Below are 15,191 nucleotides of genomic sequence, written 5' to 3' on the forward strand. Positions count from 1 at the left end.
CTACAGGGAGCGCATGTAAATTGCCGATGTCCCAACCCGTATTCATGAGGAGAGCGCGCGTGTCGCCAAGCCTGTTCCGACGATAACCATCAGCCCGCTGTGCGTTTACTGCTTTACCCTTTTTTCGGCTGCTATTTATTACAGGCCCAGGTTCATGCCCGAATACGTCAATTGGCTTCGTCACGCTTCGCCTTACATCAACGCCCACCGCGATTGCACCTTCGTCGTCATGCTGCCCGGCGACGGCGTGGAGCACCCGAACTTCGGCAATATCGTCCACGATCTGGTGCTGCTGCACAGCCTGGGTGTGCGACTGGTGCTGGTTCACGGTTCGCGTCCACAAATTGAAACGCGCCTCGCTGCTCGCGGCCTGACCCCGCATTACCACCATGGCATGCGCATCACCGATGCGGCGACACTTGAGTGCGTGATCGATGCGGTCGGTCAACTGCGCATCGCCATCGAAGCGCGGCTGTCCATGGACATGGCCTCGTCGCCGATGCAGGGTTCACGCCTGCGGGTGGCCAGCGGCAATCTGGTCACTGCACGGCCGATCGGCGTACTTGAAGGTGTCGACTATCACCACACCGGCGAAGTGCGCCGGGTCGATCGCAAGGGCATCAATCGTCTGCTGGACGAACGCTCCATCGTGCTGCTGTCGCCATTGGGTTACTCGCCGACCGGTGAGATCTTCAACCTCGCTTGCGAAGATGTCGCTACCCGCGCGGCCATCGACCTGGGCGCGGACAAGCTGCTGTTGTTTGGCGCGGATCTCGGTCTGATCGACGAAAATGGCCGTTTGGTCCGCGAACTGCGCCCGCAACAAGTACCGGCGCATTTACAGCGTCTGGGCAGCAACTATCAGGCTGAGCTGCTCGACGCAGCGGCTGAAGCTTGCCGCGGCGGGGTGGCGCGCAGTCATATCGTCAGCTACGCCGAAGATGGCGCGCTGCTGACCGAACTGTTCACCCGTGACGGTGGCGGTACGCTGGTGGCCCAGGAGCAATTCGAAGTTGTGCGCGAGGCGGCCATCGAGGACGTCGGCGGTTTGCTGGACTTGATCAGCCCGCTGGAAGAGCAAGGCATTCTGGTACGGCGTTCCCGCGAGGTGCTGGAACGTGAGATCGAACAATTCAGCGTGGTCGAACGCGAAGGCATGATCATCGCCTGCGCGGCGCTGTATCAGATCGCCGACTCGGATGCGGGGGAGTTGGCGTGTCTGGCGGTGAACCCGGAGTACCGCCATGGCGGTCGCGGCGATGAACTGCTGGAGCGCATCGAAACCCGCGCCCGTGCGCAGGGGCTGAAAACCTTGTTTGTGCTGACGACCCGGACGGCCCACTGGTTCCGCGAACGCGGCTTCGTGCCGAGCAGCGTCGAACGCCTACCGTCGGCGCGGGCATCGCTTTACAACTACCAGCGTAATTCGAAGATCTTCGAAAAAACCCTCTGACCTCCGGCTACCCAAACCCTGTAGGAGCGAGGCTTGCCCGCGAAGAGGCCATACCTGCCGACACAAGTGTTGAATGTCAGGCCGCCTTCGCGGGCAAGCCTCGCTCCTACAGGGGGCGGGGTGTATTCAGTGATGTATTTCGCGCTGACGTACGGCGAATAATCCGGCAGCACCGTCTCGACCTTTCCTTGCTCTTTCAAGAACTTCGCCGTCTCGCCAATCGCCTTGGCTGTGCCGCCATCGAGCAGCGCCGTGGTCTGCTGCGCCTTGGCATCCGGGAATGCGGAGCCGGCCAGCAGTTCCGGCACATCGGCGGCATTGGCACCGGTCAATTTGGCGATTTTCTGCACCGGCACTGAATCGGCGGTCCAGCTGCCTTTATGGGCGGCATAGTCGGCGAATGAATCCAGGGTGACCTTGGCAAATCGGGCCACGACTTCAGGATGCTTTTCGGCGTAATCCTTGCGAGCGACCCACACCTCGAAGGTCGGCGCGCCCCATTGGCCGACCTGCGCCGCGTCGGTCAAGGTCTTGCCGGTCTTGCGGATTTCCCCCAGCGCCGGCGACCAGACGAAGGCGCCATCAATGTCGCCCCGCTTCCAGGCGGCGGCGATTTGGGCCGGTTGCAGGTTCACTACTTTGACTTTCGAGGCGTCCAGGCCCCAGTGCTTCAGCGCGCCAAGCAGGCTGTAGTGGGAGGTTGAAACGAAGGGCGTGGCGATGGTCTTGCCGATCAGATCTTCCGGTTTATCAATGCCGCTGCCATCGCGCACCACAAGTGCTTCGGCAGCGTTGATCTGAGCCGAAACAATGAACGCGACAATCGGCAGATTGCGCGAAGCAGCTGCCGCCAGCGGGCTTGAGCCGAGGTTGCCAATCTGCACATCGCCGGACGCAATGGCAGTGACCACCTCCGGGCCACTGTTGAAACGGCGCCAATCGATTTTCTGGCCAATGGTTTTCTCGTAAACACCATCGGCCTGAGGGACTTTGCTGGGGTCGATACCGGTTTGATAACCGACCGTGAGAGTCGCCGCCTGGGCGGAAAAAGAAAACATCAGCGACACACAAACTGTAACAAATTGACTAGATAGTGCGCGTTTGACCATCATGGGCGTCGCCTTTTCGATAGTGATTGACGTATGGGGGATACGCAAAAGCTAATCGATCTAAAAAAAAGCCAACAAATACCATTTAGGAATTAGCTTATGAGCCGATAGGTTGTGTCCCGGTTCGGATCACTGGCGAAAAGCTATATTCCTAAATGGCATTAAAAAGAATGAAATAATTCTTTTTGGGTTTATGAGGAAATCATTACCCTGCAGGGACCAAATCACTGCGGTTAGACCTTGGTCGTAGACACACATGGTTACGATTGACTTGTTAGTCACGGTCTGGCGCTAATCGCGCATCTGTGGATCTGGGGCGTTAGACCCGAGACCAAAGAACACAAAAATTAGAACGAGAGGAGCGAAACAATGAAGAAGTCCACCTTGGCCCTGGCTGTGGCCGTAGGGGTTTTGGCGCAGCAGGCAGGCGCCGCCGGTTTCATTGAAGACAGCAAGGCTACATTGGGGTTGCGTAACTTCTACATCAACACCGATAACCGTGATGGTTCCGGTGCGAACAAGAACGAAGAATGGGGCCAGGGCTTCGATCTGCGCTTCATCTCCGGCTACACTCAAGGCACTGTTGGCTTTGGTCTCGATGCGATCGGCCTGTTGGGCGTACGTCTGGATTCCGGCGGCGGCACGAACGGCGCTTCCAACAACTCTTATGGCGGCACTGTTTTCCCAAGCGAATCCAATGGCGAAGCGGTTGATAACTTCTCCAGCCTGGGCCTGACTGCCAAAGCCAAGATCTCCCAGACCGAACTGAAATTGGGCACTCTGCAGCCAAAACTGCCGGTAATCGTGACCAACGACGGTCGTCTGTTGCCGCAAACCTTTCAGGGTGGTCAGATCACTTCCGGCGAGATCAAGGACCTGACTCTGGTCGGCGGTCAGATCGAAGCCGTAAAAGGGCGTAACTCCAGCAACAACGAACAACTGAGCATCAGCGGTGCCAACGCTCGTACCGCCAACGGCCGCGACAGCAACAAGTTCATCTATGCCGGTGGTGACTACAAACTCACCAAAGACCTGACTGCGCAGTACTACTACGGCAATCTGGAAGACTTCTATAAGCAACACTTCCTGGGGCTGGTGCACAACTGGTCTATCGGACCGGGCGTGTTGAAGTCGGACTTGCGCTACTTCAACAGCTCTGATGACGGCGCTAACGGGAACGACCCGCTGTACTACAGTTCCGGCAACTACAGCAGCACCTCCACTGGCAAAGGCAAGGTCGACAACAACCTGTACAGCGGCCTGTTCCTGTACACCGTTGCCGGTCACACCTTCGGGGGCGGTTATCAGGTCAGCAACGGCAGCAGCGACTTCCCTTGGCTGAACCAGGGCGACGGCTCGTCGGCTTACCTGACTACCGACAGTCAGATCGCCAAGTTCGCCCGTGCCGGCGAACGTACCTGGCAAGCTCGCTACTCGTACGACTTCGCCAAAGTCGGCGTGCCTGGTTTGACCGCTGGTATGGTTTACCTGCGTGGCGACAATATCGACACCAACAGAACTTCTTCCGCGGCAGCAGGCAATAACAGCTCCGAGTGGGAGCGCGATCTGACCGTAGGTTACGTCGTGCCAGAAGGCCCGCTGAAAAATGTTGGCATCATGTGGAAAAACGCTACATGGCGTACCAACATCCCGGGTGTTCGCTCCCAGGATGAAAACCGCCTGATCGTCAGCTACTCGATCCCGCTGTTGTAACAGCGCTCGCTTAACCGACGTAAAAAAAGCCCCGCCCGGCATCTCGCCGGGCGGGGCTTTTGCGTTTTCAAAGCGGGGTCACCCCCGTAATCCCGCCTTGAAAATCCCCTCTTTGCAGCAACTCAGGCCTTCTCGAACCTTCTCGGCGATGTTCGTCTTCATGTGCATTCAGGTCCAGTGAACAAATGTTTAATATTCACTTATGATCTAAACAAATCGATATTTATTCTTTTTCATCTCTAAAAAACACGGGCACAGTCGAGCTCAACAAGCACTCATCAGGAGCAGCACCATGAGCCTCAGACTCGGCGATATCGCCCCCGATTTCGAACAGGATTCCAGCACCGGCACTCTCCGTTTCCACGAATGGCTGGGCGATAGCTGGGGTGTGTTGTTTTCCCATCCAGCGGATTTCACGCCGGTGTGCACCACTGAGCTGGGCTTCACCGCCAGGCTCAAGGATGAATTCGCCCAGCGTGGCGTCAAAGCCATTGCTCTGTCCGTGGACCCGGTGGACTCGCATCACAAGTGGATCGAGGACATCAACGAAACCCAGAACGCCATCGTCAACTTCCCGATCCTCGCCGACGCGGACCGTAAAGTGTCCGACCTGTATGACCTGATCCACCCGAATGCCAACGACACCCTGACCGTACGTTCGCTGTTTGTGATCGATCCGAACAAGAAGATTCGGCTGACGATTACTTACCCGGCGAGTACCGGTCGTAACTTCAATGAAATTTTGCGGGTGATCGATTCGCTGCAGCTTACCGACAACTACAAAGTGGCTACCCCGGCCAACTGGCAGGACGGTGATGAAGTGGTGATCGTGCCATCGCTCAAGGATGAGGATGAAATCAGGCAGCGTTTTCCCAGGGGGTATCGAGCGGTAAAACCGTACCTACGTCTGACGCCGCAACCGAATCGTTGATTTTCTGTAGGAGCGAGGCTTGCCCGCGAAGGCGTCGTCATGGCCGCCATCGATGTCAGACGTTATGACCCCTTCGCGGGCAAGCCTCGCTCCTACAGGTCTACCAAAGCAGGGGATTTCAGGCCGTTTCGACGGCCTTTTTTTTCGCCTGAAAAAAGACATTCTTTATATTCTTATAAAGAATAACCAAATGAATAAATATGATTTATGGATATATAAATCACCTGTTAAGGTCATTTCCATCCAAGCGAGATCGCAAGCCGCGAATCGCCTACACCGCTCAAGGAATTGTCTGAATGCTGGTCGTCTCACTCGGTGGCAGTCCCAGCCTACGCTCCCGTTCCGGGATTTTGCTGGAGCGCTCGCGACGCTGGTTGCAAGAGCAAGGTGTGGAAGTGGTGAGTTACCAGGTCCGGGACTTCCCGGCCGAAGATCTGCTGCATGCCCGCTTCGACAGCCCGAAGGTGATCGACCTGTTGCAACAGATTGAAAACGCCGATGGCTTGCTGATCGCCACGCCGGTTTACAAAGCATCGTTCTCCGGTGCGCTGAAAACCCTGCTCGATCTGCTGCCCGAACGCGCCCTGAGCCACAAGGTAGTTTTGCCGATGGCCACCGGCGGCAGCATCGCCCACATGCTGGCGGTGGATTACGCGCTCAAACCGGTGCTGTCGGCGTTGAAAGCCCAGGAAATGCTGCAGGGGATTTTCGCCGTGGACAGCCAGATCGCTTACGGCGAAGGCAGCGCCCAGGCGCAGTTGGCGCCGGAGCTTGCGCAACGATTGTTTGAAGCGCTGGAGCAGTTTTTCAGCGCCATGGCTCGTCGGCCCAGGCCGCTCGATCCGAACCTGTTGAATGAACGTTTGTTGAGTGCTCGCTGGAGTATTTAAGCCAGCACTCAAGCCACACCTGAATTTGATGTACTCCACCTTACTCAGCCGCTAACGGCCAAGCAGGTGCAGCCAAAACCCAACTGCAAAAAGGAGAGCGCCATGCGCCCTGTCATTTTGCGTCGTGGTCTGGTCGCTCTGTTTGCTGCGGCTGTGTCCTTCGGCGCCATTACTCAAGTCCACGCCGAGACACTTCGGATCGGCTATCAGAAATACGGCACCCTGGTGCTGCTCAAAGCCAAAGGCACGCTGGAAAAACGCCTCGCCGCCCAAGGCGTGGACGTGCAATGGACTGAGTTCCCCGGTGGCCCGCAACTGCTCGAAGGCCTGAACGTCGGCTCCATCGACTTTGGCGTCACCGGTGAAACGCCACCCGTGTTCGCCCAAGCGGCCGGAGCCGATCTGCTCTACGTCGCCTATGAACCACCCGCGCCTCACAGCGAAGCGATTTTGGTGCCGAAAGAGTCGCCGATCAAATCGGTGCAGGACCTCAAGGGCAAAAAAGTCGTGCTCAACAAAGGCTCCAACGTGCACTACCTGCTGGTGCGTGCGCTTGAAGACGTCGGCCTCAAATACACCGATATCCAGACCGTGTTCCTGCCGCCAGCCGATGCCCGCGCCGCGTTCGAACGTGGCAGTGTCGATGCCTGGGTGATCTGGGATCCGTACCAGGCCGCCGCCGAACAGCAACTGCAAGCGCGCACTCTGCGCGATGGCAAAGGCCTCGTCGACAATCACCAGTTCTACCTGGCGACCAAACCTTACGCGCAGAAAAATCCTGAAGTGATCAAGGCTCTGGTGGACGAGGTGCGCGCGGTCGGCGAATGGTCCAAGGCCAATCCCGAGGACGTGACCAAGCAAGTTTCGCCGCTGCTCGGCTTGCCAGCGGACATCACCCTGACCTCGGTGAAACGCCAAGGCTACGGCGCGCTGTTCCTCACGCCGGAAGTCGTCGCTGCCCAGCAAAAAATCGCCGACAGCTTCTACCAGCTCAAGCTGATTCCCAAACCCTTGAGCATCAAAAACGTGATCTGGACGCCACCGGCAACCGTGGCCAAAGCGCCGTAATTCGATTCCCTGAGGAGATGACTCCATGAGCCTTAATATCTTCTGGTTCCTGCCTACTCACGGCGATGGCCATTACCTTGGCACCGCCGAGGGCGCACGCGCCGTCGACCACGGTTACCTGCAACAAGTCGCGCAAGCCGCGGATCGTCTGGGCTTCGGCGGGGTGCTGATTCCCACCGGTCGCTCCTGCGAAGACTCGTGGCTGGTGGCTGCATCGCTGATCCCGGTGACCCAGCGTTTGAAATTTCTGGTCGCCCTGCGCCCCGGGATCATTTCCCCGACGGTGGCGGCACGTCAGGCCGCGACACTGGATCGCTTGTCTGGCGGTCGTGCGCTGTTCAACCTGGTCACCGGTGGCGATCCGGAAGAACTGGCCGGCGACGGTTTGTTCCTCAGCCACGAAGAGCGCTATCAGGCCTCGGTGGAATTCACCCGAATCTGGCGCCGGGTGCTGGAAGGTGAAACAGTCGATTACGACGGTCAGCACATCAGCGTGAAGGGCGCCAAATTGCTCTATCCGCCGATCCAGCAACCGCGTCCGCCGCTGTATTTCGGTGGCTCTTCGGAAGCGGCGCAAGACCTCGCGGCAGAACAGGTCGAAATGGTCCTGACCTGGGGCGAGCCACCGGCCGCCGTGGCAGAAAAAATCGAGCAGGTACGCGCCAAAGCCGCAAAGCTCGGCCGCACTGTGCGCTTCGGTATTCGACTGCATGTGATCGTTCGTGAAACCAATGCCGAGGCATGGCAAGCGGCGGATCGACTGATCTCGCATCTGGACGATGAAACCATCGCCCGTGCCCAGGCGTCTCTGGCGCGTTTCGATTCGGTCGGCCAGCAACGCATGGCCGCCTTGCATGGCGGCAGCCGCGACCATCTGGAAGTCAGCCCCAATCTCTGGGCCGGTGTCGGTCTGGTGCGCGGCGGTGCGGGTACGGCGCTGGTCGGCGACGGTCCGACTGTGGCCGCTCGGGTGAAGGAATACGCGGACCTGGGCATCGATACGTTCATCTTCTCCGGTTATCCACACCTGGAAGAATCCTACCGGGTGGCGGAATTGCTGTTCCCTCACCTCGATATCGAGCGTCCGGAGCTGCCGAAAAGTACCGGCTACGTCAGCCCGTTCGGCGAGATGGTGGCCAACGACATTCTTCCCAAAGCCGCGTCCCAGAGCTGAGGCGCCGCCATGAAGAAAATCATCCACAACCTCGCGCCTTGGGCGTTGCCGCTCTTGTTGTTGGCGGTATGGCAGTTGTCGGTGTCGGCGGGCTGGTTGTCGACGCGAATTCTGCCGGCGCCGATCGCGGTGATCGAGGCCGGTGTGAGCCTGGTCAGCAGCGGTGAAATCTGGACTCACCTGGCCATCAGCGGTTGGCGGGCGGCGCTCGGTTTCGCCATTGGCGGCGGCATCGGTCTGACCTTGGGCTTCATCACCGGCTTGTCGAAATGGGGCGAACGCCTGCTCGACAGTTCGGTGCAGATGATCCGCAACGTACCGCATCTGGCATTGATTCCGTTGGTGATCCTGTGGTTCGGCATCGATGAGTCGGCGAAGATTTTTCTGGTGGCGTTGGGCACCTTGTTCCCGATCTACCTCAACACGTATCACGGCATCCGCAACGTCGATCCGGCGTTGGTGGAGATGGCGCGCAGTTATGGCTTGTCCGGTTTCAGCCTGTTTCGTCAGGTGATCCTGCCGGGTGCGTTGCCATCGATTCTGGTCGGCGTGCGTTTCGCGTTGGGCTTTATGTGGCTGACGTTGATCGTCGCCGAAACCATCTCCGCCAGCTCCGGCATCGGCTATCTGGCGATGAATGCCCGGGAGTTTTTGCAGACCGACGTGGTGGTGCTGGCGATTCTTTTGTACGCGGTGCTTGGCAAGTTGGCCGATCTTGCGGCGCGAGGGCTTGAACGCGTGTGGCTGCGCTGGCACCCGGCCTATCAGGTTGCCAAGGGAGGTGCCGCATGACGGCTCAACAACCTCCACGCCTGCTGCGCGGAATTCCGCTGGTGGTGCGCAAGCTGCAAAAAACCTTCGGTTCACGGCAAGTGTTGCGCGAGATCGACCTGCACATTCCGGCCGGGCAGTTTGTGGCGGTGGTCGGGCGCAGCGGCTGCGGTAAAAGTACCTTGCTGCGTTTGCTCGCTGGTCTCGACAAACCCACCAGTGGTGAGCTGCTTGCAGGCGCAGCGCCACTGAGTGACGCCCGGGAAGACACCCGACTGATGTTCCAGGAAGCCCGTCTGCTGCCATGGAAAAAGATCATCGACAACGTCGGTCTCGGGCTTAAAGGCAACTGGCGGCCGCAAGCATTGCAGGCGCTGGAAGCGGTCGGCCTGGCGGATCGCGCCAACGAATGGCCGGCAGCCTTGTCCGGCGGGCAAAAACAGCGTGTGGCCCTGGCTCGCGCGTTGATCCATCAACCGCGTTTGTTGTTGCTCGACGAGCCGCTGGGCGCATTGGATGCCCTGACCCGAATCGAAATGCAGCAACTGATCGAACGGCTCTGGCAACAGCATGGCTTCACCGTGTTGCTGGTGACCCATGATGTCAGCGAAGCGGTGGCGATTGCCGATCGGGTGATCCTGATTGAAGAGGGCGAGGTCGGCCTCGATCTGACGGTGGAACTGCCACACCCTCGAGTCCGTGGCTCCCATCGGCTGGCTGCGCTGGAAACCGAAGTACTCAAACGCGTGCTGTCCCTGCCTGGCCAACCGCCGGAACCGGAACCTGTTTCACCACTGCCTGCGCAGTTGCGTTGGGCGCAATAACTTGAAGATTCATCCAACGACAGGAATCAACATCATGACTATCAAAGCCATCAACGTTCGTAACCAGTTCAAAGGCTCGATCAAGGAAATCGTGCTGGGTGACGTGCTGTCGGAAATCGATGTGCAGACCGCTTCCGGGATCGTCACTTCGGTGATTACCACCCGTTCCGTGAAAGAGCTGGAACTGGTGGTCGGCAGTGAAGTGATCGCGTTTGTGAAATCCACCGAGGTGTCGATCGCCAAGTTGTAAGCGAGTGCGCAATCAACAACCCCGAAGGGGTGTGAGCCCTTCGGGGTTTTTCTATGTCTGCCTGATTTGAAACTGTGGTGCTGCCATCGCGGACAAGGCCGCTCCCACAAGGATCTCCAGTGGATTCAGATTTTGTGAGCGACAGATAAACCTGTGGGAGCGGGCTTGCCCGCGATGAGGCCTGTGAAGGCGCTAGAGATTTCTCTTGGGCAGATAGGGTGGCAAATACAGCCCAATATAAGCATCGAACACCCGCATCCCTTCCTCAGCCATTCGCGGTGTGATCTGCCCATGCTGTTGCACCGAGCGTGCATACACCCGATCGCCCAGTTCCATGGCCAGCGCAAACACATCGACATCGTTCGGCAGTCTCGGCAGCTCGAAATGGTGATCGAACAGTTTATGCATCAAATCACCGAGTTCGATGTCGTGCTGGCGGTCGGCCTGGGTGACTTCGGTCAGGCCGTGCTGGGCGAGGATCAATTGGCGGGCGGCGGCATCTTCGTCATAGATGGCGAGCATGCGTTGTTCCACCAGGCGCGACAAATCGCGCCAGCCGTTGAGGGCATGGTGGTCGATGGGCGCTTGCAGGCAGGCGCGAAACGCGGCGTGGACATCGGCGGTCAGGGCTTCCAGCAGGGCCGGGACGCTGGCGAAAAAATGGTAGACGGAGGAGGGCGGGATCTCCGCGCGTTCGGCGACGCTGTAGATCGACAGGCTGGCCACGCCCTCGGCGGCCAGCAGTGTACGGGCGGCGTCGAGTATCGAATCGATCCGGGCCTGGCTGCGGGCGCGGGGTTTGCGAATGGTGGCGGTGCGCGTCATTGAAGTCTCCTGCGGGGCAGCGGGCATTGTACGAGCAGGTATCTGCGTTGTCTGCCAGGAAGCCTTCGCGGGCAAGCCTCGCTCCTACAAGTCACATTGATCGTTCCCACGCTCTGCGTGGGAATGCAGCCCGTGACGCTCCGCGTCACATCGATGTCAGGCAAGACATCATCGGTGAGACTGGAACGCGGAGCGTCCCTTGATGCATTCCCACGCAGGAGCGTGGGAACGATCGACTGAAAAACCATAAAAAAACGCCGCAAGCTGTGAGGCCGGCGGCGTTGTTTTTACTGCAACCACTTACACGGTATGCAGGTACCAGTTGTACTCAAGGTCGGAGATGGAGTGTTCGAACTCCTCCAGCTCGCTTTCCTTACAGGCGACGAAGATATCGATGTATTTCGGATCGATGTACTTGGCCATGACTTCGCTGTCATCCAGCTCACGCAGTGCATCACGCAAGTTGTTTGGCAGGCTTTGCTCGTTCTGCTCGTAGGAGTTGCCTTCCACGGGCGCGCCGGGCTCGATCTTGTTGGTCAGGCCGTGGTGCACGCCCGCCAAAACCGAAGCCATCAACAGATACGGGTTGGCGTCGGCGCCGGCGACACGATGCTCGATGCGCACGGCATCGGAGGAACCGGTCGGTACGCGGATGGCCACGGTACGGTTGTCCAGGCCCCAGCATGGCGAGTTCGGCACGTAGAACTGTGCGCCGAAACGACGGTAGGAGTTGACGTTCGGGCAGAGGAAAGCCATCTGCGCCGGCAGGGTCTCGAGCACACCGCCGATCGCGTGACGCAGTGCGGCGTTCTGCTCGGGATCCTCGCTGGCAAAAATGTTTTTGCCATCTTTATCAAGAATCGAGATGTGGACATGCAGACCGTTGCCCGCCTGGCCTGGGTAAGGCTTGGCCATGAAGGTGGTATCCATCTCATGGTCGTAGGCGATGTTTTTGATCAGGCGCTTGAGCAGGACTGCATAGTCGCAGGCCTTGATCGGGTCGGCCACGTGGTGCAGGTTCACTTCGAACTGTGCCGGGGCACTTTCCTTGACGATGGCGTCGGCAGGGATACCTTGCTCTTTCGCACCTTCCAGAATGTCTTGGAGGCAATCGACGTATTCGTCGAGGTCGTCGATCAGGTAGACCTGTGTCGAGTGCGGGCGTTTGCCGGAAACCGGCGAGCGCGGCGGTTGCGGGCGACCGTTCACGTTCTCCTGGTCGATCAGGTAGAACTCCAGTTCGAACGCGGCGCAGATGGTCAGGCCCATTTCGTCGAACTTGCGCACCACATTGGCCAGCACTTCACGCGGGTCGGCGAAGAATGGCTGACCTTCGAGTTCGTGCATGGTCATTAACAGTTGCGCGGTGGGGCGCTTTTGCCAGGGCTCATTGCACAGGGTGTCGGGGATTGGATAGCAGATTCGGTCAGCATCGCCGATGTCCAGGCCCAGACCGGTGCTTTCCACCGTCGAGCCATTGATATCCAGAGCAAATAGAGAGGCCGGCAGGTTGATGCCTTTCTCGTAAACCTTGTGGAGACTGGTGCGTTCAATGCGCTTGCCGCGCACCACACCATTCATATCCGCAATCAGAAGGTCAACGTACAGAACCTCAGGATGTTCCTTAAGGAACGCGTTCGCTTCGTTAAGCTGAACGGCACGCGGGGGTACCGACATGATGCAACACCTTTGTTGTTAAAAATATCAATCATTGATCTCTTCGGATTCCAGTCAACCCGAACGGCATGCCGAAGTCAAGCGAGGCCTTTTTTGCCCTGAAAAAGCGCTCATGAGGCTTTTTTGAGGCACTTTGGGGCGTTTTTATGCCTTCAGCCTTCTCGGCGCCCGCGAGCTTGAGCGTGCCGTGTTGTATTTTTTACGGGGGTGTTGTGTAAAAAAATGAACAAGGCTAAGCTCGATTTAAACCCATAACAGCAATAATACCGGGGTGCTTCATGTCTCGCCTGCCGTTAATCGGCGTCACCGCCTGCTCAAAGCAGATCGGTCTGCATGCTTATCACATCAGTGGCGACAAATACGTACGCGCCGTGGCTTCAGCTGCCAAGGGCCTGCCGTTGATTCTTCCATCCCTGGCGGATCAACTGGCACCGTCCGAAATTCTAGACGCTCTGGACGGCATTCTCTTTACAGGCTCCCCTTCTAATATAGAACCGTTTCACTATAACGGCCCGGCCAGTGCGCCGGGTACTGCTCATGATTCTGCACGCGATGCCACTACTCTCCCGCTGATCCGCGCCGCTGTCGAGGCCGGTGTTCCCGTGCTCGGCATTTGCCGCGGCTTCCAGGAAATGAATGTGGCGTTCGGCGGCAGCCTGCATCAGAAGGTTCACGAGGCCGGTCCATTCATGGATCATCGTGAAGACGACAGCCTGCCGCTGGAAGGGCAGTACGCCCCAAGTCACTCGGTGCACGTCCGGCCGGGCGGTGTATTGGCCGGGCTGGGCCTGGCGAGCGAGATTCAAGTCAATTCGATTCATGGTCAGGGCATTGAGCGTCTGGCGCCGGGCCTTCGTGTGGAAGCCGTGGCGCCCGACGGGTTGATCGAAGCCGTCTCTGTTATCGAAGGCAAGGCTTTTGCTTTAGGTGTGCAATGGCATCCCGAATGGCAGGTAAGCTTGAATCCTGACTACCTTGCGATTTTCCAGGCATTTGGCGATGCCTGCCGCAAGCACGCACTACAACGCGACGCCGATGCGTCAAACAACGCCTGACTTATAAGAGTCCGGAAACTCAGCCTAAGAGGCATTTATGAGTAACAACCTCGACCAGCTCACCGATTGGTTGAAAGACCACAAGATCACAGAAGTCGAATGCATGATTGGCGACTTGACCGGCATCACCCGGGGCAAGATCTCGCCGACCAACAAGTTCATTGCCGAAAAAGGCATGCGCCTGCCCGAAAGCGTTCTGTTGCAGACCGTGACCGGCGACTACGTCGAAGACGACATCTATTACGAACTGCTCGACCCGGCCGACATCGACATGATCTGCCGCCCCGACCACAACGCGGTGTTTCTGGTGCCGTGGGCCATTGAGCCCACCGCCCAGGTGATCCACGATACCTACGACAAGCAGGGCAACCCGATCGAGTTGTCGCCGCGCAACGTGCTCAAGAAGGTGCTGAAACTCTACGCCGACCACGGCTGGCAGCCGATCGTGGCGCCGGAAATGGAGTTCTACCTCACCAAGCGCAGCGATGATCCGGACTACCCGCTGCAACCGCCGATTGGCCGCTCCGGTCGTCCGGAAACCGGTCGCCAGTCCTTCTCGATTGAAGCCGCGAACGAATTCGATCCGTTGTTCGAAGACGTCTACGACTGGTGCGAACTGCAAGAGCTGGACCTCGACACGCTGATCCACGAGGACGGCACCGCGCAGATGGAAATCAACTTCCGTCATGGCGATGCCCTGTCCCTGGCCGACCAGATTCTGGTGTTCAAGCGCACCATGCGTGAGGCCGCGCTCAAGCACAACGTGGCGGCGACCTTCATGGCCAAGCCCATGACCGGCGAGCCGGGCAGCGCCATGCATTTGCACCAGAGCATTATCAGCATCGAGACCGGCAAAAACGTCTTCTCCAATGAAGACGGAACCATGAGCCAGCTGTTCCTCAACCACATAGGCGGCTTGCAGAAATTCATTCCTGAGCTGCTGCCGTTGTTCGCACCCAACGTCAATTCGTTCCGCCGCTTCCTGCCGGATACCTCGGCACCGGTGAACGTGGAGTGGGGCGAAGAGAACCGCACCGTAGGCCTGCGGGTTCCGGACGCCGGGCCGCAGAACCGTCGGGTGGAAAACCGTCTGCCGGGTGCCGATGCCAACCCGTACCTGGCCATCGCCGCCAGCCTGTTGTGCGGCCTTATCGGCATGGTCGAAGGGCATAACCCGAGCGCGCCGGTCGTGGGCCGTGGTTACGAGCGGCGCAACCTGCGCCTGCCACTGACTATTGAAGACGCCCTGGATCGCATGGAAAACAGCAAGACCATCGAAAAGTACCTGGGCAAGAAGTTCATCACGGGCTACATCGCGGTCAAGCGTGCCGAGCATGAAAACTTCAAGCGCGTGATCAGTTCGTGGGAGCGGGAATTCCTGCTCTTCGCCGTCTGATGCGCCGGGCGTCGCTGCTCTTGGCGGCGCCCTCCACTCGAATCTTAGGAGAATT

The 15,191-nt window shown here is 58.6% G+C and carries 13 protein-coding genes and 1 pseudogene; 11 read left to right on the forward strand and 3 right to left on the reverse strand.

All coding sequences use genetic code 11. The features are described from left to right. The first annotated feature begins 154 nt into the window (after positions 1-154). Positions 155-1,453, forward strand: coding sequence for an amino-acid N-acetyltransferase (gene argA / locus NHU87_RS05360; RefSeq protein ID WP_008026003.1), 1,299 nt, complete (start codon positions 155-157; stop codon positions 1,451-1,453). Between the two features lie 98 nt (positions 1,454-1,551). Here the strand turns inward: argA and tauA are convergent. After that, positions 1,552-2,562, reverse strand: a pseudogene (tauA, locus tag NHU87_RS05365) (taurine ABC transporter substrate-binding protein); the annotation flags it as partial. Between the two features lie 369 nt (positions 2,563-2,931). Between tauA and NHU87_RS05370 the strand changes: the two are divergent. The 8 genes from NHU87_RS05370 (at position 2,932) to NHU87_RS05405 (ending at position 10,183) form a co-directional block, all read left to right on the forward strand. Then, on the forward strand, positions 2,932-4,275 hold the full coding sequence (locus tag NHU87_RS05370; protein WP_253546316.1) for an OprD family porin: 1,344 nt from the start codon (positions 2,932-2,934) through the stop codon (positions 4,273-4,275). 292 nt (positions 4,276-4,567) lie between these two features. Then, complete coding sequence (locus tag NHU87_RS05375) at positions 4,568-5,206, forward strand: peroxiredoxin (RefSeq protein WP_253546318.1); 639 nt, start codon at positions 4,568-4,570, stop codon at positions 5,204-5,206. 296 nt (positions 5,207-5,502) lie between these two features. Beyond that, positions 5,503-6,096 carry an NADPH-dependent FMN reductase gene (gene ssuE / locus NHU87_RS05380; protein WP_253546320.1) on the forward strand — a complete coding sequence of 198 codons (594 nt, stop codon included), beginning with the start codon at positions 5,503-5,505 and terminating at the stop codon, positions 6,094-6,096. Positions 6,097-6,198: 102 nt separating this feature from the next. Beyond that, the gene (locus NHU87_RS05385) at positions 6,199-7,164 is read left to right on the forward strand and encodes a sulfonate ABC transporter substrate-binding protein (protein WP_253546322.1); all 966 of its coding nucleotides are present in this window, start codon (positions 6,199-6,201) and stop codon (positions 7,162-7,164) included. A 25-nt stretch (positions 7,165-7,189) separates the two neighbouring features. After that, the gene (ssuD, locus tag NHU87_RS05390; protein ID WP_253546324.1) at positions 7,190-8,338 is read left to right on the forward strand and encodes an FMNH2-dependent alkanesulfonate monooxygenase; all 1,149 of its coding nucleotides are present in this window, start codon (positions 7,190-7,192) and stop codon (positions 8,336-8,338) included. Between the two features lie 9 nt (positions 8,339-8,347). Further along, positions 8,348-9,130 carry an aliphatic sulfonate ABC transporter permease SsuC gene (gene ssuC / locus NHU87_RS05395; protein WP_253546326.1) on the forward strand — a complete coding sequence of 261 codons (783 nt, stop codon included), beginning with the start codon at positions 8,348-8,350 and terminating at the stop codon, positions 9,128-9,130. Next, a complete protein-coding gene (ssuB, locus tag NHU87_RS05400) occupies positions 9,127-9,933 on the forward strand; it encodes an aliphatic sulfonates ABC transporter ATP-binding protein (protein ID WP_253546328.1) in 807 nt (268 codons plus the stop codon). The genes ssuC and ssuB overlap by 4 nt, the downstream gene beginning before the upstream one ends. Before the next feature lie 34 nt (positions 9,934-9,967). Continuing rightward, positions 9,968-10,183, forward strand: coding sequence for a TOBE domain-containing protein (locus NHU87_RS05405; protein ID WP_003229256.1), 216 nt, complete (start codon positions 9,968-9,970; stop codon positions 10,181-10,183). A 192-nt stretch (positions 10,184-10,375) separates the two neighbouring features. Here the strand turns inward: NHU87_RS05405 and NHU87_RS05410 are convergent, their stop codons facing one another. Both NHU87_RS05410 and NHU87_RS05415 read right to left on the reverse strand, forming a co-directional pair. Then, entirely contained in the window at positions 10,376-11,008 is a 633-nt protein-coding gene (locus NHU87_RS05410) for a TetR/AcrR family transcriptional regulator (RefSeq protein ID WP_253546330.1), read from the reverse strand. Positions 11,009-11,308: 300 nt separating this feature from the next. Beyond that, complete coding sequence (locus NHU87_RS05415; RefSeq protein ID WP_038980872.1) at positions 11,309-12,685, reverse strand: glutamine synthetase family protein; 1,377 nt, start codon at positions 12,683-12,685, stop codon at positions 11,309-11,311. A gap of 278 nt (positions 12,686-12,963) precedes the next feature. Between NHU87_RS05415 and NHU87_RS05420 the strand changes: the two genes are divergently transcribed. Together NHU87_RS05420 and NHU87_RS05425 are read left to right on the forward strand one after the other, a co-directional pair. Then, entirely contained in the window at positions 12,964-13,740 is a 777-nt protein-coding gene (locus NHU87_RS05420; RefSeq protein ID WP_253546332.1) for a gamma-glutamyl-gamma-aminobutyrate hydrolase family protein, read from the forward strand. A 37-nt stretch (positions 13,741-13,777) separates the two neighbouring features. Then, positions 13,778-15,136 (forward strand): glutamine synthetase family protein, encoded by a 1,359-nt coding sequence (locus tag NHU87_RS05425; protein WP_253546334.1) that lies wholly within the window; start codon positions 13,778-13,780, stop codon positions 15,134-15,136. The last annotated feature ends 55 nt before the right edge of the window (positions 15,137-15,191 follow it).

The organism is Pseudomonas mandelii (genome assembly GCF_024138395.1).
In the GTDB taxonomy this organism is placed as follows: Bacteria; Pseudomonadota; Gammaproteobacteria; order Pseudomonadales; family Pseudomonadaceae; genus Aquipseudomonas; species Aquipseudomonas mandelii_E.